The organism is Enterobacter sp. RHBSTW-00175 (assembly GCF_013927005.1).
In the GTDB taxonomy this organism is placed as follows: Bacteria; Pseudomonadota; Gammaproteobacteria; order Enterobacterales; family Enterobacteriaceae; genus Enterobacter.
Genome location: NZ_CP055930.1, coordinates 373,912 through 396,904 on the forward strand (window position 1 = coordinate 373,912; position 22,993 = coordinate 396,904).

Annotated in this window: 15 protein-coding genes; 6 read left to right on the plus strand and 9 right to left on the minus strand. The window is 53.3% G+C overall.

All coding sequences use genetic code 11. The annotated features are described in order from the left end of the window. Nucleotides 1–22: 22 nt before the first annotated feature. The 5 genes from HV107_RS01800 to HV107_RS01820 all read right to left on the minus strand — a co-directional run bounded on the left by HV107_RS01800 (nt 23) and on the right by HV107_RS01820 (nt 5,805). Nucleotides 23–1,666, minus strand: a complete 1,644-nt coding sequence (locus HV107_RS01800; protein ID WP_182061828.1) for a multidrug ABC transporter permease/ATP-binding protein — start codon at nt 1,664–1,666, stop codon at nt 23–25. A 76-nt stretch (nt 1,667–1,742) separates the two neighbouring features. Beyond that, on the minus strand, nt 1,743–2,393 hold the full coding sequence (gene alkB / locus HV107_RS01805; protein WP_182061829.1) for a DNA oxidative demethylase AlkB: 651 nt from the start codon (nt 2,391–2,393) through the stop codon (nt 1,743–1,745). Beyond that, on the minus strand, nt 2,393–3,451 hold the full coding sequence (gene ada, locus HV107_RS01810; RefSeq protein ID WP_182061830.1) for a bifunctional DNA-binding transcriptional regulator/O6-methylguanine-DNA methyltransferase Ada: 1,059 nt from the start codon (nt 3,449–3,451) through the stop codon (nt 2,393–2,395). The genes alkB and ada overlap by 1 nt, the downstream gene beginning before the upstream one ends. A 72-nt stretch (nt 3,452–3,523) precedes the next feature. Then, entirely contained in the window at nt 3,524–4,582 is a 1,059-nt protein-coding gene (gene apbE / locus HV107_RS01815) for an FAD:protein FMN transferase ApbE (protein ID WP_182061831.1), read from the minus strand. Nucleotides 4,583–4,698: 116 nt separating this feature from the next. Further along, nucleotides 4,699–5,805, minus strand: coding sequence for a porin OmpC (locus HV107_RS01820; RefSeq protein WP_182061832.1), 1,107 nt, complete (start codon nt 5,803–5,805; stop codon nt 4,699–4,701). A 741-nt stretch (nt 5,806–6,546) separates the two neighbouring features. On the opposite strand from HV107_RS01820, the gene rcsD reads away from it, so the two are divergent. Both rcsD and rcsB read left to right on the plus strand, forming a co-directional pair. After that, complete coding sequence (gene rcsD / locus HV107_RS01825; RefSeq protein ID WP_182061833.1) at nt 6,547–9,219, plus strand: phosphotransferase RcsD; 2,673 nt, start codon at nt 6,547–6,549, stop codon at nt 9,217–9,219. A gap of 16 nt (nt 9,220–9,235) precedes the next feature. Beyond that, complete coding sequence (rcsB, locus tag HV107_RS01830) at nt 9,236–9,886, plus strand: response regulator transcription factor RcsB (protein WP_003859405.1); 651 nt, start codon at nt 9,236–9,238, stop codon at nt 9,884–9,886. A gap of 79 nt (nt 9,887–9,965) precedes the next feature. On the opposite strand, the gene rcsC is transcribed toward rcsB, so the two are convergent. Both rcsC and gyrA read right to left on the minus strand, forming a co-directional pair. Further along, a complete protein-coding gene (gene rcsC / locus HV107_RS01835) occupies nt 9,966–12,812 on the minus strand; it encodes a two-component system sensor histidine kinase RcsC (protein ID WP_182061834.1) in 2,847 nt (948 codons plus the stop codon). 136 nt (nt 12,813–12,948) lie between these two features. Next, on the minus strand, nt 12,949–15,585 hold the full coding sequence (gene gyrA, locus HV107_RS01840; protein WP_182061835.1) for a DNA topoisomerase (ATP-hydrolyzing) subunit A: 2,637 nt from the start codon (nt 15,583–15,585) through the stop codon (nt 12,949–12,951). 132 nt (nt 15,586–15,717) lie between these two features. On the opposite strand from gyrA, the gene ubiG reads away from it, so the two are divergent. The 4 genes from ubiG to yfaE all read left to right on the plus strand — a co-directional run bounded on the left by ubiG (nt 15,718) and on the right by yfaE (nt 20,517). Further along, nucleotides 15,718–16,446 carry a bifunctional 2-polyprenyl-6-hydroxyphenol methylase/3-demethylubiquinol 3-O-methyltransferase UbiG gene (gene ubiG, locus HV107_RS01845; RefSeq protein WP_182061836.1) on the plus strand — a complete coding sequence of 243 codons (729 nt, stop codon included), beginning with the start codon at nt 15,718–15,720 and terminating at the stop codon, nt 16,444–16,446. 349 nt (nt 16,447–16,795) lie between these two features. Next, the gene (gene nrdA / locus HV107_RS01850; protein WP_182061837.1) at nt 16,796–19,081 is read left to right on the plus strand and encodes a class 1a ribonucleoside-diphosphate reductase subunit alpha; all 2,286 of its coding nucleotides are present in this window, start codon (nt 16,796–16,798) and stop codon (nt 19,079–19,081) included. Nucleotides 19,082–19,132: 51 nt separating this feature from the next. Beyond that, complete coding sequence (nrdB, locus tag HV107_RS01855; RefSeq protein WP_182061838.1) at nt 19,133–20,263, plus strand: class Ia ribonucleoside-diphosphate reductase subunit beta; 1,131 nt, start codon at nt 19,133–19,135, stop codon at nt 20,261–20,263. Then, a complete protein-coding gene (gene yfaE / locus HV107_RS01860) occupies nt 20,263–20,517 on the plus strand; it encodes a class I ribonucleotide reductase maintenance protein YfaE (protein ID WP_182061839.1) in 255 nt (84 codons plus the stop codon). Before nrdB ends, yfaE begins: the two co-directional genes overlap by 1 nt. A gap of 24 nt (nt 20,518–20,541) precedes the next feature. On the opposite strand, the gene glpQ is transcribed toward yfaE, so the two are convergent. Together glpQ and glpT are read right to left on the minus strand one after the other, a co-directional pair. After that, on the minus strand, nt 20,542–21,594 hold the full coding sequence (glpQ, locus tag HV107_RS01865) for a glycerophosphodiester phosphodiesterase (protein ID WP_182061840.1): 1,053 nt from the start codon (nt 21,592–21,594) through the stop codon (nt 20,542–20,544). An 11-nt stretch (nt 21,595–21,605) separates the two neighbouring features. Then, complete coding sequence (glpT, locus tag HV107_RS01870) at nt 21,606–22,958, minus strand: glycerol-3-phosphate transporter (protein WP_182061841.1); 1,353 nt, start codon at nt 22,956–22,958, stop codon at nt 21,606–21,608. Nucleotides 22,959–22,993: the final 35 nt, after the last annotated feature.

Genomic DNA, 22,993 nt, shown 5'->3' on the forward strand with positions numbered 1-22,993 from the left:
CCGCCACCCGGCACACAAACTCTTACGCCGTACGCGCCACCGCATCACGGGACGCAGCATCGCGCTCTTCACCTATCAACTCACTCAACTGTCCGTCACGCATCTCCAGCAGGCGATCGGCGTGAATGAAGTAGTGATCGTCGTGGCTGATGGCAAAGATGGTTTTGCCCATTTCCTGCATCAACGGCAACAACACCTGATAAAATTCGCGGCGGAAATGCGGATCCTGATCGGCGGCCCACTCATCCAGCAGGATGATGTCACGCTCCTCCGCCAGCGCCAGCAGCAGCGCCACGCGTTTCTTCTGCCCTTTGGACAGCTTGAGGTTCAGGATCTTGCCCTCTTTCAGCTCCAGCTTATGCGACATTTGCAGATGCGAAAGCCACTTCTCCACCAAAGCCGGATTCGCCTGCTGCCCCTCTGATCCCAGCAGTTGCTCGAACAGCCAGACATCGGTGAACACCGCTGAAAACAGCTTGCGGTAGTCCTCCGGTTTCTCTGCGTTCAGCGTATTGCCATCCAGCAGGATCTCACCGGACTGCGGCTGGTATAGCCCGGTCAGTAACATCGCCAGTGTTGATTTCCCGCTGCCGTTACCGCCAATAAGGAAAAGCAGCTCACCCCGGTGAATGGTGAGATTAACCGGACCAACCGAAAACGCGCTGTCCTGGTAGCGGAAAGTCACATTACGCAGTTCCAGGGTTTTCCAGTCCGGGAATGCCTTAGGGCGCGGGAACTCGGCTTTAAACGGCGCGAGGTCGAATTTTTTCAGTTTGTTGAAAGCTACCTGGGCGCTCAGCAGCGTCGGCAGGGCCCCTACGGCAGAAAGCAGCGGCGTGCGCAAAAACAGCAGCGTCAGCGAGTAGGTCGCCGCGACATTGGTGTCAGCCCATCCCAGACTGTTTGCCATCCAGAACACCAGGCCAATGGCACCCAGCATCATGATGTTTGACCAGTTCACCGCGCTCAGGTGGAAGGTATCCGCCCGGATAATGTGATGACGATACTCGCGGGCATCCGGGATATAGAGATGATTAAAGATATGCTCGGCACGTTCGCGGTTCAGCGTCAGCTCTTTGCGCCCTTCCAGCACCGTCTGATAATCGTTATAGAGCTTATCTTCCGTTTCACGCAGCACCGCCATGTGTTTGTAGACACGCGCCACCAGCAGGTAACCGCCCCAGATGGTGACCACAATCCACAGCGCGGTCACTGCCAGCATTTTGGTTGAGAGCCAGGCAAGATAAGCCGCCGAGCCAAAGGTCAAAATAATCCCCTGCACCAGCTCCGGCAGACGCACAAATGCGATGGTAATGGCACGCACATCGCTGGTCAGCCCCGCCAGCAGAGAAGCACTGCCGAGTTGCTCGACGCGCTCTACCTGGGTGTCCAGAATTCGCTTGATAAACTCGCTACGCAGGCGATAAACAAAGTGGTGGCCCAGCGCGGTTAACGCCAGCTGGGAGCCTAACGTCACGGCCATCAACAGTAACAGCAAACCCAGAAACTCTGGCAGAACGGACAATGACGTGTCGACCATTTCAATCAGTCGCACATTGATGAACGCGATCAGGCCAATACCTAACGCCGCGCTGGCCAGGCTTAATGCCATCACCGCCATAAAAGGCCAGCGGTACTGACGCCAGACAAGAAGAAGTAGTTGCATACAGAGCAATCCAGGCAATAAAAATCAGCCAGCAGTGTAAACTGCCCCGCGCTCACATCAAGAATAATTCTTATTTTTATTCGCTATACGCTGCCTGACGGAAGGTCAGGTTATAGCGGAACGCTTGCGTCTGCGGATGAAAACCCGGTTTAAGCGGCTGAATACCGTGATAGTAGAGCCGCGATTCCCCGCCCCACACCACCACGTCGCCATGCTCCAGCATCAGGCGTTTCAGCGGATCGTTACGCCGCAATCCACCAAACTGAAAGACCGCCTGCAGCCCTAAAGAGACTGAGACGATGGGCGCCCGTAAATCCGGCTCATCTTTATCCTGATGCAGCGAGAGCTTCGCGCCGACGGCATAACGGTTAATCAGGCAGGCATCCGGGGTAAAATCGGCATAACCCGCAGCCACGGCGGCATCATGGCACAACGCCAGAAACGCATCGGGCATGGCTGGCCAGTGGTTACCCGTTATTGGATCTACTGGGGCGTAAAGATAACCGCGATCGTCCGTCGTCCAGCCTAACCTGCCGCAGTTGGTCATCGCCACTGACATGGTATAGCCGCCCGGCGTCACCATATGGCGAAACGGCGAGCGTGCCGCGACGGTATTTATACCGTCAAACAGCGCCGCCGCGCGGGATAGCGCAAAACGACGCAGGATCACCGCACCCGGTGCCAGCGGCTCTTGCCAGGGTTCAGCCTCTGCGAACAGATCGAGCATTATCCCTCCCGGTTTTTCGCTTCACGTTGTAATAACAGCGCCTTGCGCGCAGTGCCCCAGCGGTAGCCTGAAAGTGCGCCATCGTTGCGCACCACCCGATGACAGGGGATCACTATCGCCAGCTTATTGGCAGCACATGCCCCGGCAACGGCGCGCACCGCGGCGGGTTTCCCAATGGTTTTCGCCACCTGCTGATAGCTTGCCGTTTCACCGCAGGGGATGGCGCGCAACGCCTGCCAGACCTGCTGCTGGAAAGCGGTGCCGCGAATATCCAGCGGTAACGTTAACGGGGTATTTTGGTTGTCGAGGCTTGCGATAACCTGGCGAACCCGCAGCGCAAAAGCGCCGTCCGCAGGCTCGGGCTGGGCATGGGGAAACAGGGAATGCAGCTCATCCGTTAACGTCGCGTCGTCATCACCCAGCAAAATAGCGCAGATCCCCCGCTCGCTTTCCGCCACCAGGCAGCGGCCTAAGGTGCAGTTACTCAGCGCGTAATGCACTGCAACATCACCTTTACGGTACTGTTTTGCGGTCATACCCAACGCGCTATCGGCTTTACGATAATAACTGCTGCTGTCGGGAAAACCTGCGGCCAGCACGGCATCGGTAATTTTATCGCCCTGTGCCAGCGCACTGCGCAGGCGACGATCGCGTGCTGCCTGCTGCCAGGCTTTGGGCGTCATGCCGGTGATGGATTTAAACAGGCGATGGAAATGGAATGGACTCATCGCCACCTGCTGCGAAAGCAGTTCAAGGGTAATGGACGAGTCCTGTTCCAGCAGACGGCAGGCCTGTTCGACTTTTGCCAGTTTCTGCTCCTGCGGGTCACGTTTATCCGGCATACAGCGCTTGCAGGGGCGAAAGCCATCCTGCCCCGCATGTTGGGCATCAGGATAAAAGCGAACATTTTTGCGCAGCGCATGGCGTGCCCGGCAGGACGGGCGGCAAAAGATACCGGTCGTTTGCACGGCAAAGACAAACTGATTATCGGCGCGTGGATCGCGGGCGAGCACGGCCTGCCAGCGATCCTCATCGGTTTTAAAGGTCAGGTTTTTCATCATCGGCTCCTCTTACAAGCATACTCATACCTTGCCTGAGTGCCACCGGACAAAAACCCGTAACCTTGCTTTTTAATTTTGTTCGCTCACGAGGAAACTTTCAAACTGCGGGGAGCTCCAGGTTTTAAACCCATCGCCCTCTTTGGTTATCATGTACACCGCAAGGCCTTCCTGACGCACCACCTCTTTAGCCTTTTCCGGGCCAAGGACCATTAACCCGGTGTCCCAGGCATCGGCTTCCAGGGCGGTCGGGGCGATCACCGTCACGGACACCAGATTGTGTTCGATCGGACGCCCCGTTTGCGGATCGATAACATGTGAAATGCGTTTGCCGTCCAGCTCGTAATAGTTGCGGTAGCTGCCGGACGTACTGATCCCGTGGCCGTTGATATCTACAATTGCCTGCACGGCGTTTTGTTGATCGGTCGGTTTTTGAATGGCCACGCGCCACGCTTTGCCCGTGGCGTTCATCCCCCGGCTGACTAAGGCTCCACCTACCGACACCAGATAACGCGAGATCCCTTCCTGAGTCATCAGTGCCGCAAGGTGATCGGCGGCATAGCCCTCTCCTACCGTTGAGAGATCGACAAACAAATCAGGAATGTCTTTTTGCAGATACTGCTGCCCGTACTGATTAATCACCGTTAAATGCTGCAAACCCGTTCTGGCGCGCGCATCATCAATAGCCGCCTGATCGGGCGTTGTCACCGGCTGTTTATTCGGACCAAATCCCCACAGGTTTACCAGCGGCCCAACTGTGACATCCATAGCGCCGTTTGTTTTATAACCCACGCGCATCGCCTCAATTACGATATCAGCCATCGCTTCACTTACCGGCCAGAGCGAGGTGCTTTTCGAGAGGTTAAAGCGCATCAGCGCAGAGTCATTTTTGTATGTGGAAAGCAGTTGATCGTCGGCATCAAGCTGTGCCTGAATTTTACCGCGCAGATCGTCGGCACGTGCACTATCGAGGTGCATCACGCTGACACGCCAGAAGGTGCCCATCGTTTTGCCTTCCAGAACGGTTGCCGCTGGGGTGTCTGTTTTCGCCACCGGGGGGGTGGAAGAGTCACATGCTGTCAGGAAAAAAAGGGTAGCCAGAAAGCTGGCGCGTAAAAAAGTCATGTCCATTCATTATTATCCTCATGCCAGGCCGGCAAGAGTACACCAAAAAGGGTCATTTGTAAGACCCCAAAAAAAGTATGAAAAAAGGGGCCAGATGGCCCCTTTGTAATACTGAGAAGCGATTAGAACTGGTAAACCAGACCCAGCGCTACGATGTCATCAGTACCGATACCAGCCTGTTTGGTGAAGTTGTTGTCATCCAGCAGGTTGATTTTGTAGTCCACGTAGGTAGACATGTTTTTGTTGAAGTAGTAAGTCGCGCCAACATCAACATATTTCAGCAGATCTTCGTCGCCGTAACCTTCGATGTCCTTACCTTTAGACTGGAGGTAAGCCACGGAAGGACGCAGACCGAAGTCGAACTGGTACTGAGCAACCACTTCGAAGTTCTGCGCTTTGTTTGCAAAACCGTAGATGTCGCTGCTGCTCTGGGAGTTACCAAAACGGGTTGCGTTATAGGTCTGAGAGTACTGAGCGGCCAGATAGATGTTGTTCGCATCATATTTCAGACCACCAGAGTAGACTTCAGCGTGATCGCCGTTACCCAGCGCTGCGGTGTTGTTCTGATCGTAAGTACGTTTGGAAGAAGACATAGCACCACCGATGCTGAAGCCTTCGCCCAGGTTGTAGGTCAGGGATGCACCGTAACCGTCACCGTTCTGTTTCAGGGTGCTACGACCGGTGTTGTTCTCACCGTCTACGCTACCGTTTTTGCCCTGATACTGAAGAGCAAAATTCAGGCCATCAACCAGACCAAAGAAGTCCTGGTTACGGTAGGTTGCTACGCCGTTAGCACGGGATTGCAGGAAGTTATCTGCACCGTAGGTGTCGCCGCCGAATTCTGGCAGAACGTCGGTCCAGGAGGTCACGTCGTAGATAACGCCGTAGTTACGACCGTAATCGAAAGAACCCGCATCGGCGAATTTCAGACCTGCGAACGCAACACGCGTCCAGGCCTGGTTGTCGCTTTCAGAGGTATTACCCTGAATCTGGTATTCCCATTGGCCATAACCGGTCAGCTGATCGTTAACCTGAGTTTCGCCTTTGAAGCCGATACGCATGTAGGTCTGGTCGCCGTCGTTACCTTTGTCGTCGGAGAAATAGTGCAGGCCGTCGACTTTACCGTACAGATCTAATTTGTTGCCGTCTTTGTTATAAATTTCAGCCGCATTTGCTGCGCCTGCTACCAGCAGTGCTGGTACCAGGAGGGACAGTACTTTAACTTTCATGTTATTAACCCTCTGTTATATGCCTTATTATTACCACTGCTTACTGATTAACCCTCTTAACCAGTCGGCAATTTCATTCTCCTTAAAATTACAGAATAATCCAACGGGAATATGATACGAAAACTTTGAAGATGTTTCATTTTCCACCCAAGATGTTTCATTTTGTAAATTCTCGGGAACTTTTACAAAGCACGAAGAGCTTAGAAATATAGCACTTATAATCAAACGAAAAAGTTCACCATACAAAATCAATGAGTTACATTGAAAAATGTTACAGCACTGAATGACAAAACAAAATCCAGCAAAATCACTAAAATAACTCTCGCTATCATCATTAACTTTATTTATTACCGTCATTCAGTTTTGAATGTCTGTTTATCCCTAATTGAACCGAATGCTGAGCATTCGGTTTTTTTTTACCTTTCTTTACGTAATTATATTTTCGTTGTGCTACCGCCATGAAATCATAACGACTATTAATTAAATACAGCCGAAATCATCTCTCCGTATTCACCGTTGCTACAAAGCATAATTTCTTGTTAAATCGTGCTATTTTCTGAACCTCGCTGCTCCTTATTTGTACAAACGCGCGCGAGTTGTACACGTTTAATGCAACGTTGTGCAGGGATAATCGCCACGGAAAAAGTCATCTATTCACAGGCTACGGCGCTGGAAATTCAGTTATTACCCTTTATACTGCCCTATCCCATTAAAGCGCGGCCATCACGGGTTAACATATCAATGAGTCAGTCTGAAACCACCGCCCCGAACAAATTCTCCCTTCTTCCCGGGAGCATCACCCGTTTCTTTCTTCTGTTGATCGTCGTGCTGTTAGTCACGATGGGGGTGATGGTTCAGAGTGCGGTTAATGCCTGGCTGAAGGATAAAAGCTATCAGGTCGTGGATATCACCCATGCGGTGCATAAGCGCATCGATACATGGCGCTACGCCACCTGGCAGATTTACGACAATATTGCCGCTGCGCCTGCAACGTCATCCGGAGAAGGGTTACAGGAAACGCGCCTTAAGCAGGACGTTTACTACCTGGAAAAACCGCAGCGTAAAACAGAAGCGCTCATTTTCGGTTCGCACGACAGCGCAACGCTTGAGATGACCCAGCGCATCTCCTCGTACCTTGATACCCTTTGGGGTGCAGAAACAGTGCCGTGGTCGATGTACTACCTGAACGGTCAGGACAACAGCATGATCCTGATTTCGACCTTACCGCTCAAAGATCTCTCCTCCGGGTTTAAAGAAACCACGGTGGGCAGCATTGTGGATTCCCGTCGTGCAGAAATGCTGCAACAAGCCAACGCGCTTGATGAACGCGAGAGTTTCTCTTCATTACGCCGCCTTGCCTGGCAAAACGGTCACTACTTTACGCTTCGTACCACCTTCAATCAGCCTGGGCATCTGGCGACCGTGGTGGCATTTGATCTGCCTATCAACGACCTGATCCCACCCGATATGCCGCTGGACAGCTTCCGTCTCGATCCCGATAACAACACGCAAAACATGCGCACGCCGCCGGAGAAAGAAGGCGCTGAAAGTGTCGCTATCTCCTTCAACGGCTCGAAGATAGAGATAGCCTCCTCGCTGAACTCAACCGGGATGCGCCTGGTGTGGCAAGTGCCATTTGGCACCTTACTGCTTGATACACTGCAAAACATTTTACTGCCGTTGCTGCTGAACATTGGTCTGCTGGCGCTGGCGCTTTTTGGTTACAGCACTTTCCGTTTTCAGCCCGGGCGTCAGAGCGAAACCGCATCTGTCCCGGCGGGAACCAGTAATGAACTGCGCATACTGCGGGCGTTGAATGAAGAGATTATTTCCGTTCTGCCGCTTGGAGTACTGGTTCACGACCAGGAGGCGAACCGCACGGTGATGAGCAATAAGATTGCCGATCACCTGCTGCCGCATCTTAACCTGCAAAACATCACCACCATGGCGGATCAGCACCAGGGGGTGATTCAGGCCACCATCAATAATGAACTGTATGAAATCCGTCAGTTCCGCAGCCAGGTCGCTTCCCGCACGCAAATCTTTATTATCCGCGACCAGGATCGTGAAGTGCTGGTCAACAAGAAGCTCAAGCAGGCGCAGCGACTTTACGAGAAAAACCAGCAGGGTCGTGCGGCATTTATGCAGAATATTGGCGAGGCATTTAAACGCCCATTGAAAGCCCTCGCGAGCGGTGTGGCCAGCATCAACACGCCTGAAGGTCATCAGATAGCCAGCCAGGCGGATTCACTGGTTCGCCTGGTGGATGAAATTCAGCTGGCGAATATGCTGGAAAATGACAGCTGGAAAGGAAGCTCTACCCTCTTCTCTATCCAGGATTTGATCGACGAAGTGGTCCCTGAAGTGCTGCCGGTCATTAAACGCAAAGGCCTGCAACTACTGATCAACAACCACTTGCCTGCCAATGACGAACGCCACGGCGATCGGGAAGCACTGCGCCGTATTCTGCTGATGCTGATTCAGTATTCTGTGACCACTACCCAGATTGGCAAGGTGACGCTCGAGGTCAGCACCGACGAATCGGCTGACGACAGGCTGACGTTCCGTATTCTGGATACCGGAGAAGGCGTCACCCCGAGTGAAATTGATAATCTGCACTTCCCGTTCCTGAACGATACCCAGAACGATCACTACGGCAAAGCCAATGCCCTGACCTTCTGGCTGTGCGATCAGCTGGCGCGCAAACTTGGCGGGCATCTGAATATCAAAGCCCGGGAGTCGCTCGGCACCCGCTATTCTCTGCATGTGAAAATGGCCGCGAATCCGCAAGAAGAAGATGAAGAACGCCTGCTGGATGAAGTGACGGTGATGGTTGATGTGACCTCAAATGAGATCCGCAATATCGTGGTTCGTCAGTTAGAAAACTGGGGAGCAGCGTGCATCACGCCTGATGAAAGGCTCACGAGTCAAGAATTTGATCTGTTTTTAACAGATAATCCGTCTAATCTTACAGCCTCCGGCTTGCTTTTAAGCGATGATGAGCCAGGCGTGCGAAAAATCGGCCCAGGCCAGATGCGCGTCAACTTTAATATGAGCAATGCTATGCAGGAAGCTGTACTACAACTAATAGAAGAACAGCTGGCGCAAGAAGAGATCCTGGAGTCCCCTTTGGGCGGTGACGAAAATGCCGAACTCCATGCCAGTGGCTACTATTCACTCTTTGTTGATACAGTACCAGATGATGTTAAGCGGTTGTATACTGAGTCCGCTGCGAATGATTTTGCAGCGCTGGCGCAGACAGCACACCGGCTTAAAGGGGTGTTTGCCATGCTTAATCTGGTTCCCGGCAAGCAGTTATGTGAAACGCTGGAACATCTAATTCGTGAGAAAGATGCCTCTGGCATTGAAAAATATATCAGCGACATTGACGCCTACGTCAAAAGCTTGCTGTAGCAAGGTAGCCTAATACATGAACAATATGAACGTAATTATTGCCGATGACCATCCGATTGTACTGTTCGGTATTCGCAAATCACTTGAACAGATCGAGTGGGTGAATGTAGTCGGTGAATTTGAAGACTCCACAGCACTGATCAATAACCTCCCAAAGCTTGATGCCCACGTGCTCATTACCGATCTCTCCATGCCTGGGGACAAGTACGGTGATGGGATCACGCTTATCAAATACATTAAACGCCATTTCCCGGACATCTCGATTATCGTTCTGACCATGAACAACAACCCGGCGATTTTAAGCGCCGTGCTGGATCTGGATATCGAAGGGATTGTGCTGAAACAAGGCGCGCCGACCGATCTGCCAAAAGCGCTGGCCGCGTTGCAGAAAGGCAAGAAATTCACCCCTGAAAGCGTTTCCCGTCTGCTGGAGAAAATCAGCGCGGGTGGCTACGGTGACAAACGCCTGTCGCCAAAAGAGAGTGAAGTTCTGCGCCTGTTCGCTGAAGGTTTCCTGGTGACCGAGATTGCCAAGAAGCTGAACCGCAGTATTAAAACCATCAGTAGCCAGAAGAAATCAGCCATGATGAAACTGGGTGTGGATAACGATATTGCACTGCTGAACTATCTCTCCTCCGTTACGCTGAGCGCGACGGACAAGGATTGATCCCCGGCGGGTGTGCGACCTGATGCCCTCACCCACTGGGAGAGGGAGAACAAACAAAAAGGCCCTTACGGGCCTTTTTTTATTTCCGCGTTTTTCTCACGCGATCGGCATAAATTGACAACGTCTGCTTGAGCACGTCCAGCGTCACCGGTTTCGACAGACAGCTATCCATGCCGGATTCCAGACAGCGCTGTTTCTCTTCCGCCAGCGCATTTGCCGTCACCCCCACCACCGGCAGAGTCAGGCCAAGCTGGCGAATACGCTGCGTCAGGCGATAACCGTCCATGTTCGGCATGTTGACGTCGCTTAACACGATATCGATGTGGTTTTTACTCAGGACATTCAGGGCATCCACGCCGTCATTGGCGGTTTTACACTGGTAACCCAGAGAGCCTAACTGGTCGGCAAGCAGTCGACGGTTAATTGGGTGATCGTCCACCACCAGAATCATCATATCGTCGTTCTCAGACGCCAGAGATTCTGGTGACGGCAGCGCCGCAGCCCCTTCGCTGTCTTCCAGCTGAACGCTGTAAATACGCGCCAGCAGCCCCAAAATTTCATGCGGCGTGGCGACACTGTGGATCCATTCCCCGGGAGCGCGTTCAAGCGGGATGCCGATATGACGACGGCAGAACGTGACCACGCCTCTTCCCGTCCAGGCCTGTTCCAGCTCGTCATCGGTGACCAGTATATCGTCAGCGTCCGGCGTTTGCCCTTCATAACGCGAAACCCGCATCCCGCTGTTGCTCAGCAATGAGACCAGGAAATCATGCAGCGAGGCGTTGTGAACGACCAGCCAGCAGCGCTTGCCGTTCAGCCCATCCAGCGTTGATTTCACCGGATACTGCGCCGAATAGAGCGGAATACGGATGGTGAACTGGCTCCCCATGCCGGGTTCGGTGTCTACGGAGATATCGCCGTCCATCATACTGATCAGTTTTTCACAAATTGCCAGCCCCAGCCCTGTGCCCTGGAAGTTGCGCTGCACACCGGTACCGACCTGGAAGAACGGGTCAAACAGGCGAACGACTTCCTTTGCCGGGATCCCCACACCCGTATCACGCACGCGAATGCTCAGGTAATCCCCATCGTGGCCGACATGCAGCACAATACACCCGATGTCGGTAAACTTAATGGCATTGCTCAGCAGGTTAGAAATCACCTGCTGTAAACGCATCGGATCGCCCTGTAGCGTCAGCGGCACATCCGGTTCGATAAAGCAGTAAAGTCCGAGCTGTTTGCGCACCACCAGCGGCATGTAGTTGGCGCTGATGTGGTTCATCACTTCACGCGGGGAGAACTCGCGCGGCTCAATTTTCAGTTGCTCAGATTCAATTTTGGAGAAGTCGAGGATATCACTGATGATTTTCAGCAGCAGGCTCGACGAGTTGTTCATTGCCGTTACCAGGCGCTCAACGCCGTTTGGCAACTCTTTGGTTTGCAGAAGATCGAGGTTACCGATGATCCCGTACAGCGGGGTTCGCAGTTCATGGCTGACTGTCGCAAGGAACATGGATTTCGACTGGCTGGCCTGCTCTGCCGCCTGGGCCATCTCCTGCAATGACTCTTCCATTTTCACGCGGGCAGAAACATCCACCAGTACACAAATCGCCACGTTTTCATTGCGATAGCGGGAATGGACGAAACTGATTTGCAGGTTGGTATGGGTGCTGGTCAGCACATCCACAAAGTTAACCTGTTGCCCACAGATAATCTGCGTCAACCGTTGCCTGTCTTCATGCGTCAGCATGTTCAGGTAGTTATGCGCCAGCTCGTTACTGAGGATGTTCGTACCATCCTGGGTGCGCAGGATACAGATACCCACCGGGGCGGAAGCAACAATCTTACGGTTAAATTGCTCGTGCTCTTCCAGCCTCTGCGCGTCAATTTCCGCCGGGATAAAGATTTTCCGCTCGTACATACGCGCCAGTGTAAACAGCGCAATCCCGACCAGGACATTAAGAATAATGGCGTTGAGGATAAGGATTCGAATCCGCTCCAGCACCATGTCCACTGGCACGGAGTAAACAATGCTGAGCGAAGACGGGGGTAAACTTTTCTTCAGCACCAGCTCACGAAAACCAGACGTATAGCCAAACCAGGAACGTTCCTGCATCCAGTGGGAATCGACTTTTAACCGGTTTTCCGGCCCGGTCAGTGAAATCAGGGCATGGCCATTTTCATCCAGAACGGTCACGCCCATCGGCAGGCTACCAGGAGTGAAGAAGTTCTCCATACGGATGGTTTGTTCAATGCCCAGCAGTGCCTGTAAGCGATTCCCCAGATAGACCGGCGTCAGGGCATAGAAATAACCCACGCCCATACGCGGCCCCTGGCTTATCCAGAAAAGATTGTTGCCGCGCTCGTCCTGCGGCGCATTACGGTACTTCACGATCCGTTCATGCAGGCTTTTCAGGGCGTCATCGCGCTCAACCGGAACATCACGCAGACCGAAATCAGCCATACACAGGTTGTCGCTGCCTATCAGGAAGACGCGATTAAGATCATAGGCGGCAGAAAAATTATCGCGCCAGTAGCGCATAAACCAGGCCAGTGATTCCAGTGACCCTCGCCAGGTGTTGCCCATTGCAGAGCAGTCAGAGTCCGGGAACAAAGGTTCGAAGTCCGGCACTTCCGTTTTGTCATTACGCCCGCGCGTGGCAAGCACCCCGTTTTCCGCCGTCAGGCGGTTTTCAGCGATGTACTTCAGCTCTTTCATCACATCAGAGGTGCGCTGAATATAACGCTGAGCCTGATCGGAACTGAGATTGAACTCCTGGCGGATCTCAGATTCTTTCTGGTGTAGCGCGTTTACGATGTAAAACACCGAGAACAGTGCCACCAGCAACCAAAGCAAAAGCGCCAACGCCCGGAACAGATAGCGAGAAACTTTAAGCGTGGTACGAAAGGAAACGAGGTATTTCAAGGGGGCGAGGCTCCGCCGTCGGGGTCAAAAAGAATGTGGTTTAAGGTAGCGGTAAACGCGCCTTGTCGCAACGTTCACTTGTCTGCATCTGAAAAAGAAAAGGGCCGGAATCCGGCCCTTTTTGCATCAGGAGACATTACTCTTCAGCGTCATCCGCTGCATCATCGTCGGTGTCGGCTTCTGGCGCGATTTCATCATCGCCTTCTGCTGCGCTACCGTCGATAGAGTCGAGCTCTTCGTCATCCACTGGCTCTGCCACACGTTGCAGACCCACGACGTTTTCATCTTCCGCAGTACGGATGAGGATAACGCCCTGGGTGTTACGGCCAACCACGCTGATCTCGGAAACACGTGTACGCACCAGCGTACCGGCATCGGTAATCATCATGATCTGGTCGGTATCATCTACCTGAACCGCGCCCACAACGGAACCGTTGCGCTCAGTCACTTTGATAGAAATAACGCCCTGCGTGCCACGGGACTTGGTCGGATATTCAGTTTCCGCCGTACGTTTACCATAGCCGTTCTGCGTCACGGTCAGGATTGCACCTTCACCGCGCGGAACGATCAGGGAAACAACGGAGTCTTCGCCCGCCAGTTTGATCCCACGAACGCCGGTCGCCGTACGACCCATCGCACGTACCGCGTTCTCTTTAAAGCGCACCACTTTACCGGCGGCGGAGAACAGCATCACTTCATCAGAACCGGAGGTCAGATCCACGCCAATCAGTTCATCGCCTTCGTTCAGATTCACCGCGATAATACCGGCAGAACGTGGACGGCTGAACTCGGTCAGTGCGGTTTTCTTCACGGTACCGCTTGCCGTCGCCATAAAGACGTTCACGCCTTCCGCATACTCACGTACTGGCAGGATAGCGGTGATACGCTCGTTCGCTTCCAGCGGCAGCAGGTTGACTATCGGACGACCACGCGCGCCACGGCTCGCTTCTGGCAACTGATACACTTTCATCCAGTACAGACGACCACGGCTGGAGAAGCAGAGGATCGTGTCATGGGTGTTGGCCACCAGCAGTCGGTCGATAAAGTCTTCTTCTTTAATGCGTGCCGCAGATTTACCTTTACCACCACGACGCTGTGCTTCGTAGTCGGTCAACGGCTGATACTTCACATAACCCTGGTGAGACAGGGTAACAACAACATCTTCCTGGTTGATCAGGTCTTCGATGTTGATGTCCGCAGTATTCGCGGTGATTTCGGTGCGACGCTCATCGCCGAACTGATCGCGGACCAGCTCCAGCTCTTCACGGATCACTTCCATCAGGCGATCTGCGCTACCCAGGATATGCAGCAGCTCAGCAATCTGCTCCAGCAGCTCTTTGTACTCGTCGAGCAGTTTTTCATGCTCAAGGCCGGTCAGTTTCTGCAAACGCAGATCCAGAATGGCCTGGGCCTGCTGTTCAGTCAGGTAATACTGACCATCACGCACGCCAAACTCTGGCTCCAGCCACTCAGGACGCGCAGCGTCATCGCCCGCACGTTCAAGCATTGCCGATACATTACCCAGCTCCCACGGACGCGCAATCAGAGAGGCTTTCGCTTCAGCTGGCGTCGGCGCACGACGGATCAACTCGATGATCGGATCGATGTTAGCCAGAGCAACGGCCAGCGCTTCAAGGATGTGCGCACGATCGCGTGCTTTACGCAGTTCGAAAATAGTACGGCGAGTCACCACTTCACGGCGGTGACGCACGAACGCGCTCAGGATCTCTTTCAGGTTCATGATCTTCGGCTGACCATGGTGCAGTGCGACCATGTTGATACCGAAGGAGACCTGAAGCTGAGTCTGGGAATACAGGTTGTTCAGAACAACCTCCCCCACCGCGTCGCGTTTGATTTCAATCACGATGCGCATCCCGTCTTTGTCAGACTCGTCACGCAGCGCGCTGATACCTTCAACACGTTTTTCTTTTACCAGCTCGGCGATTTTCTCAATCAGACGAGCCTTGTTCACCTGATACGGGATCTCGTGAACAATAATGGTTTCACGGCCGGTTTTGGCGTCGGCTTCTACTTCGGCGCGGGCACGGATGTAGATCTTGCCGCGACCGGTGCGATACGCTTCTTCGATACCACGACGACCGTTGATGATCGCCGCCGTCGGGAAGTCCGGCCCCGGAATGTGTTCCATCAGCCCTTCAATGCTGATCTCTTCATCGTCGATAAAGGCCAGGCAGCCGTTGATCACTTCCGTGATGTTATGCGGTGGGATGTTGGTTGCCATCCCGACTGCGATACCGGACGAACCGTTAACCAACAGGTTCGGGATCTTGGTTGGCATGACGTCTGGGATGCGTTCGGTGCCGTCGTAGTTATCGACGAAATCAACGGTCTCTTTTTCCAGGTCGGCCATCAGCTCATGGGCGATTTTCGACATACGGATTTCCGTATAACGCATCGCCGCGGCGGAGTCGCCGTCGACCGAACCAAAGTTACCCTGTCCATCTACCAGCATGTAACGCAGGGAGAATGGCTGCGCCATACGGACGATCGTGTCATAAACGGCAATATCACCATGCGGGTGATATTTACCGATAACGTCACCCACGACACGGGCAGATTTTTTGTAGGCTTTATTCCAGTCATTGCCCAATACGTTCATGGCGTATAGTACGCGACGGTGTACCGGCTTAAGGCCATCGCGGACGTCCGGCAGCGCACGGCCAACAATGACCGACATCGCATAGTCCAGATAGGAGCTCTTCAGCTCTTCCTCGATGTTAACCGGTGTAATTTCTCTCGCAAGGTCGCTCATCTAACCGCTATCCCTCTACTGTATCCCGGATTCAAAGGTCGCAAATTATAACACACCCACAGGGTTATAAACCAATTTGGTTTATTATCCTGATATACTGCCCCGTCTTTAAATTACGGAGTAAAAGCGTCCATGAATGCCGAAAAATCCCCGGTGGCTCACAACGTTGACCATGAAGAGATTGCCAAATTCGAAGCGGTGGCGTCCCGCTGGTGGGATCTCGAAGGTGAGTTTAAACCTCTGCACCGTATTAACCCGCTGCGTCTGGGCTATATCGCGGAGCGTTCCGGCGGTCTGTTCGGGAAAAAAGTGCTCGATGTTGGTTGTGGCGGCGGCATCCTGGCGGAAAGCATGGCACGCGAAGGGGCAACAGTTACCGGCCTGGACATGGGATTTGAACCTTTGCAGGTTGCGCGCTTGCACGCGCTGGAGTCCGGTGTGCAGGTCGAGTATGTGCAAGAAACTGTCGAGGAACATGCAGCGAAGCACGCCCATCAGTACGATGTGGTGACCTGCATGGAGATGCTCGAACACGTACCCGACCCACAGTCGGTGGTGAATGCCTGTGCAAAACTGGTTAAACCCGGCGGCCAGGTGTTTTTCTCCACCATTAACCGTAACGGTAAAGCCTGGCTGATGGCCGTGGTCGGTGCAGAATATGTCCTGCGCATGGTGCCGAAAGGGACACATGATGTGAAGAAATTCATCAAGCCTGCTGAATTACTGAGCTGGGTGGATCACACATGGCTCAAAGAGCAGCACATCACGGGTCTGCATTACAATCCATTAACAGACAAATTCAAGCTCGCCCCGGGTGTTGATGTTAACTATATGTTGCATACAACAGCCAAAAATGACTAACGTCATCAAATAATCTTATAAAGATTGCGCGACATCATGTTGCGCAATTTTGACCTCCCGTTGAAGAAATCAGCACTCGATCAAATTTTGAATTTTTTTTCTAAATTATTGACATGTCTTCCAGGCCTTACGGTACGAGGACTTAGGCTTTTTTACCCTTTCACAACCTCAATTTAACGTCAAAATCAACCCTTGTGCTGAAATGATTCGATACTAGAATACTCACCATATAGCGTTTATCTTATCGCAAACCCCCTATATGTAGTATTTATCCACAGAGTTAGTCACAAGGCTGCCCTGTGGATAAACGGGGGATATTTTTTTATTTCACGGACAGGTAAAAACCCACATGAATCAGAGTCTGCTGGTGACAAAACGCGACGGTACTACCGAGCGTATCAATCTGGACAAAATCCATCGAGTTCTCGACTGGGCAGCAGAAGGACTGAACAACGTATCTATTTCCCAGGTTGAACTGCGTTCCCATATCCAGTTCTACGACGGCATCAAAACGTCTGATATTCACGAAACCATCATCAAAGCAGCGGCAGATCTGATCTCCCGCGAAGCACCGGATTATCAGTACCTGGCTGCACGCCTGGCCATTTTCCACCTGCGTAAAAAAGCCTACGGCCAGTTTGAGCCGCCAGCGCTGTTTGACCACGTCGTGAAAATGGTTGAGTTAGGAAAATACGACACGCATCTGCTGGAAGACTACACGGAAGAAGAGTTCGAGCAGATGAACGGGTTTATCGATCACTGGCGCGATATGAACTTCTCCTACGCGGCAGTGAAACAGCTTGAAGGCAAATACCTGGTTCAGAACCGTGTAACCGGCGAAATCTACGAGAGCGCCCAGTTCCTCTATATTCTGGTTGCTGCCTGCCTGTTCTCTAACTATCCGCGTGATACCCGTCTGGAATACGTGAAGCGTTTCTACGATGCGGTGTCGACGTTCAAGATTTCTCTGCCAACGCCAATCATGTCTGGCGTGCGCACCCCTACCCGTCAGTTCAGCTCCTGCGTACTGATCGAGTGTGGCGACAGCCTGGATTCCATCAACGCCACCTCCAGCGCCATTGTGAAATACGTCTCCCAGCGTGCCGGTATCGGTATCAACGCCGGTCGTATTCGTGCCCTGGGTAGCCCAATTCGCGGCGGCGAAGCGTTCCACACCGGCTGTATCCCGTTCTATAAGCACTTCCAGACGGCAGTGAAATCCTGCTCTCAGGGCGGCGTGCGTGGTGGTGCAGCAACCCTGTTCTACCCAATGTGGCATCTGGAAGTTGAAAGCCTGCTGGTACTGAAAAACAACCGTGGTGTTGAAGGCAACCGCGTGCGCCACATGGACTACGGCGTGCAGATCAACAAACTGATGTACACCCGTCTGCTGAAAGGTGAAGAGATCACCCTGTTCAGCCCGTCCGACGTCCCGGGCCTGTACGATGCCTTCTTCGCCGATCAGGATGAGTTTGAGCGTCTGTACACCAAATACGAAAAAGACGACAGCATCCGTAAGCAACGCGTGAAAGCGGTAGACCTGTTCTCTCTGATGATGCAGGAACGTGCCTCTACTGGCCGTATCTACATTCAGAACGTTGACCACTGCAACACTCACAGCCCGTTCGACCCGGCTGTTGCGCCAGTGCGCCAGTCTAACCTGTGCCTGGAAATCGCCCTGCCAACCAAACCGCTGGACGATGTAAACGACGAAAACGGTGAAATTGCGCTGTGTACGCTGTCTGCTTTCAACCTGGGTGCCATTAAGAGCCTGGACGAGCTGGAAGAGCTGGCTGTGCTGGCTGTACGCGCACTCGATGCCCTGCTGGATTACCAGGATTACCCAATCCCGGCGGCAAAACGTGGCGCAATGGGTCGTCGTACCCTGGGTATTGGCGTGATCAACTTCGCCTACTGGCTGGCGAAAAACGGCAAGCGTTACTCTGACGGCAGCGCCAACAACCTGACCCACCAGACGTTTGAAGCAATTCAGTATTACCTGATGAAAGCGTCCAACGAGCTGGCGAAAGAGCAAGGTGCGTGTCCGTGGTTTAACGAAACCACTTACGCGAAAGGCATTCTGCCAATCGACACCTATAAGAAAGACCTGGATGCGATCGTCAGCGAACCGCTGCACCTCGACTGGGAAGGTTTGCGCGAGTCCATCAAAACGCACGGCCTGCGTAACTCTACGCTCTCTGCCCTGATGCCGTCCGAGACCTCTTCGCAGATCTCTAACGCCACCAACGGTATTGAGCCACCACGCGGCCATGTGAGCATCAAAGCATCGAAAGACGGCGTTCTGCGTCAGGTAGTGCCAGATTACGAAACGCTGGGCAACAACTACGAGCTGCTGTGGGAAATGCCAAACAACGACGGTTACCTGCAGCTGGTGGGTATCATGCAGAAGTTTATCGACCAGTCGATCTCTGCGAATACCAACTATGACCCAACGCGCTTCCCGTCTGGCAAGGTTCCGATGCAGCAACTGCTGAAAGACCTGCTCACTGCCTATAAATTTGGCGTGAAAACCCTGTACTATCACAACACCCGTGATGGTGCTGAAGACGCCCAGGACGACATGGTACCGTCAATTCAGGACGATGGCTGCGAAAGCGGCGCATGTAAGATCTAATGAAGGGCGGGGATATCCCCGCCTTTATTTCGTAAGACAGGACTCCAATTCATGGCATATACCACCTTTTCACAGACGAAAAACGACCAGCTCAAAGAGCCGATGTTCTTCGGCCAGCCGGTCAACGTGGCACGCTACGATCAGCAAAAATATGACATCTTCGAAAAGCTGATCGAAAAGCAACTCTCCTTCTTCTGGCGCCCGGAAGAAGTTGACGTTTCCCGCGATCGTATTGATTTCCAGGCTCTGCCGGATCACGAAAAGCATATCTTCCTCAGCAACCTGAAGTACCAGACGCTGCTGGACTCTATTCAGGGTCGTAGCCCGAACGTAGCGCTGCTGCCGCTGATCTCGATTCCAGAGCTGGAAACCTGGGTTGAAACCTGGGCGTTCTCAGAGACGATCCACTCCCGCTCTTACACCCATATCATCCGCAATATCGTTAACGATCCGGCGGTGGTGTTTGACGATATCGTCACCAACGAGCAGATCCAGAAACGTGCGGAAGGTATTGCGCACTACTACGATGAGCTTATCGAGATGACCAGCTACTGGCATCTGCTGGGCGAAGGCACGCACAACGTGAATGGCAAAACCATTACCGTGAACCTGCGCGCACTGAAAAAGCAACTGTACCTGTGCCTGATGAGCGTAAACGCGCTGGAAGCCATTCGCTTTTACGTAAGCTTCGCCTGCTCCTTCGCTTTCGCTGAGCGCAAGCTGATGGAAGGTAACGCTAAAATCATTCGTCTGATCGCCCGTGACGAAGCCCTGCACCTGACCGGCACTCAGCATATGCTGAACCTGCTGCGCAGCGGCGCGGACGACCCGGAAATGGCAGAAATCGCCGAAGAGTGCAAACAGGAGTGCTACGACCTGTTTGTACTGGCTGCACAGCAAGAGAAAGAGTGGGCAGATTACCTGTTCCGCGATGGCTCCATGATCGGCCTGAACAAAGACATTCTGTGCCAGTATGTTGAGTACATTACCAACATCCGTATGCAGGCTGTTGGCCTTGATCTGCCGTTCCAGACCCGCTCCAACCCGATCCCATGGATCAACACCTGGCTGGTATCCGATAACGTGCAGGTTGCGCCGCAGGAAGTGGAAGTGAGTTCTTATCTTGTCGGTCAGATTGACGCTGAAGTGGATACTGACGACCTGAGCAACTTCCAGCTCTGATGACACGCGTAACGCTCAGTCTTTCTGGTACAGAAGTGCTGTGCCAGGAAGAGCACCCTTCTCTGCTGGTGGCGCTTGAAGCGCATCAGGTTGAGGTAGAGTACCAGTGTCGTGCCGGGTATTGCGGCTCCTGCCGCTGCCGCCTGGTCGCAGGCCAGGTCGACTGGCTGACCGAACCGCTGGCCTTTATCAACGAAGGGGAAATTTTGCCCTGCTGCTGCCGGGCAAAAGGCGATATCGAAATCGAGATGTAAAAAAAGGGCCTTACGGCCCTTTTTCTATTTTAAGAACGTTACTGCTTTATCCGGGAAATCCGTAAACAACCCGTCCACACCCGCCTGGTTATACAACACGTCGTAAAGCTGGTTTACGTCCGTCGCATACTCTGGCAACTGGTCTGCACGCACCGTATACGGATGCACCTGCATTTTGCTGGCGTGTGCTTCTTTCACCATCGCCGTCAGCTTCACGTGGCCCGGCGTTGAACCTTCAGCCACCAGCATATGGTAATCCGGCCCGATGCCGTCGGCGTACTGCGCAATCTGCTTCATCGCGCCAGGCTTAAACATCCAGTCGTAGTTGTAGTTCACCCACTTCCCGTCTGGCTGTTTCTCCTGGGTTTCATTCCAGTCGGTATACGCAATCAGCTGCACCAGATTGAGGTTCATCCCCATTTTTGGCTCCAGCTCGGTTTTAATGCGCTTCAGTTCAGCGGCATCAAAACATTGCAGATAGACTTTGTCCTGTTTGCTGGTGTAGCCGTACTTCTTCAGTACCTCCAGCGTTCTGGCAGCAATGTCCTTGCCTTCCTGATGATGGAACCACGGCGCTTTTATTTCCGGGTAGATGCCAATGTTTTTGCCCGTCGAGTGGTTCAGCCCCTGAACAAACTCTATCTCCTCTTCGAAGGTATGAATGCGGAAATCAGATTTGCCCATCGGGAAACGTCCCGGATAGACCTGCACTTTCTTGCCGTTTTCAATCTCAAAGCCTTCGGTAAATTTCAGCGAGCGAATCTCCGCCAGCGTGAAGTCGATGGCGTAATAGCGCCCGTCTTTACGGGCGCGATCCGGGAAACGTTCGGCCACATCTGTCACACGGTCAAGATAGTGGTCATGCAGGACAACCAGTTGGTCGTCCTTCGTCATCACCAGATCCTGCTCCAGGTAATCCGCGCCCTGCGCATAGGCCATCGCTTTCGCCGGCAGCGTGTGTTCCGGCAGGTAACCGCTCGCGCCACGGTGGGCAATAACAATCTTATCGGCTGCCAGTGCGGAGCCTGTTATCAGACCGGCCAGCAACAGGCCGGTCGCAAGTTGCGTCAATTTCATCGTAATATTCCTTATCGACGACGCGCCAGCACTTCAGCGTGGTGACGTTTTTCACCAATCATCACAACAATCAGCAGCAGTACAGCCAGCACGCTACCGCCAATCATCACCATAAAGCCGCCATCCCAGCCGAAGAAGTCAACGGTATAGCCCACAATGGCGCTCGCCGCGACCGAGCCGCCCAGATAACCAAACAGCCCGGTAAAGCCTGCTGCCGTCCCTGCCGCTTTTTTCGGTGCCAGCTCCAGCGCGTGAAGGCCAATCAGCATCACCGGGCCATAAATCAGGAAGCCAATTACGATCATACAGGCCATATCCACACCCGGGTTGCCCGGCGGGTTGAGCCAGTAAACCACGGTAGCGATGGTCACCAGGGTCATAAAGAACACGCCCGTGGCACCACGGTTGCCTCTGAACACTTTGTCCGACATCCACCCACACAGCAGCGTGCCTGGGATCCCGGCATATTCATACAGGAAGTAAGCCCAGGAAGATTTATCCAGCGCGAAGTGCTTAACCTCTTTCAGGTAAGTTGGCGACCAGTCGAGGATGCCGTAACGCAGCAGGTAGACAAACACGTTCGCCACTGCGATGTACCACAGCAGTTTATTGGGCAGCACATACTTCATGAAGATCTGTTTCGCCGTCAGCTCTTCTTCGTGTTGCTCGCTGTAATCATCCGGGTAGTCATTTTTATACTCTTCAATCGCTGGCAGACCGCAGGACTGCGGCGTATCGCGCATCAGCGCGAAGGCAAAAATGGCTACCACAATTGCGCCAAAGGCAGGCATGTAGAGCGCGGCTTTCCAGTCGTTGAACCAGGCCATCCCCAGCAGGAACAGCAGCGGCGGAATACCGCCACCCACGTTATGCGCACAGTTCCACACCGACACGATGCCGCCACGTTCTTTCTGCGACCACCAGTGCACCATGGTACGTCCGCACGGCGGCCACCCCATCCCCTGGAACCAGCCGCACAGGAACAGCAGCACAAACATAACGGCAATGCTCGACGTCGCCCATGGCACAAAGCCCATAAACAACATCACTGCGGCCGCCAGAATCAGACCGGCAGGCAAGAAAACGCGCGGATTCGAACGATCCGACACCGACCCCATAATGAATTTAGAAAAACCGTAGGCAATTGAAATCCCGGACAGCGCGAACCCCAGGTCACCGCGCGAGAAGCCCTGCTCTACCAGATACGGCATGGCGAGCGCAAAGTTCTTACGTACCAGATAGTAAGCCGCGTACCCGAAGAAAATCCCGAGGAAGATTTGCCAACGCAGGCGACGGTAAAGCGGATCGATTTCTGCCTCTGGCAGACGCGCCCGATGCGGGGCAGGTTTGAAGATACTGAGCATGATAGCCTCCGTGGCCGTATTTGAATTTTCAGAGG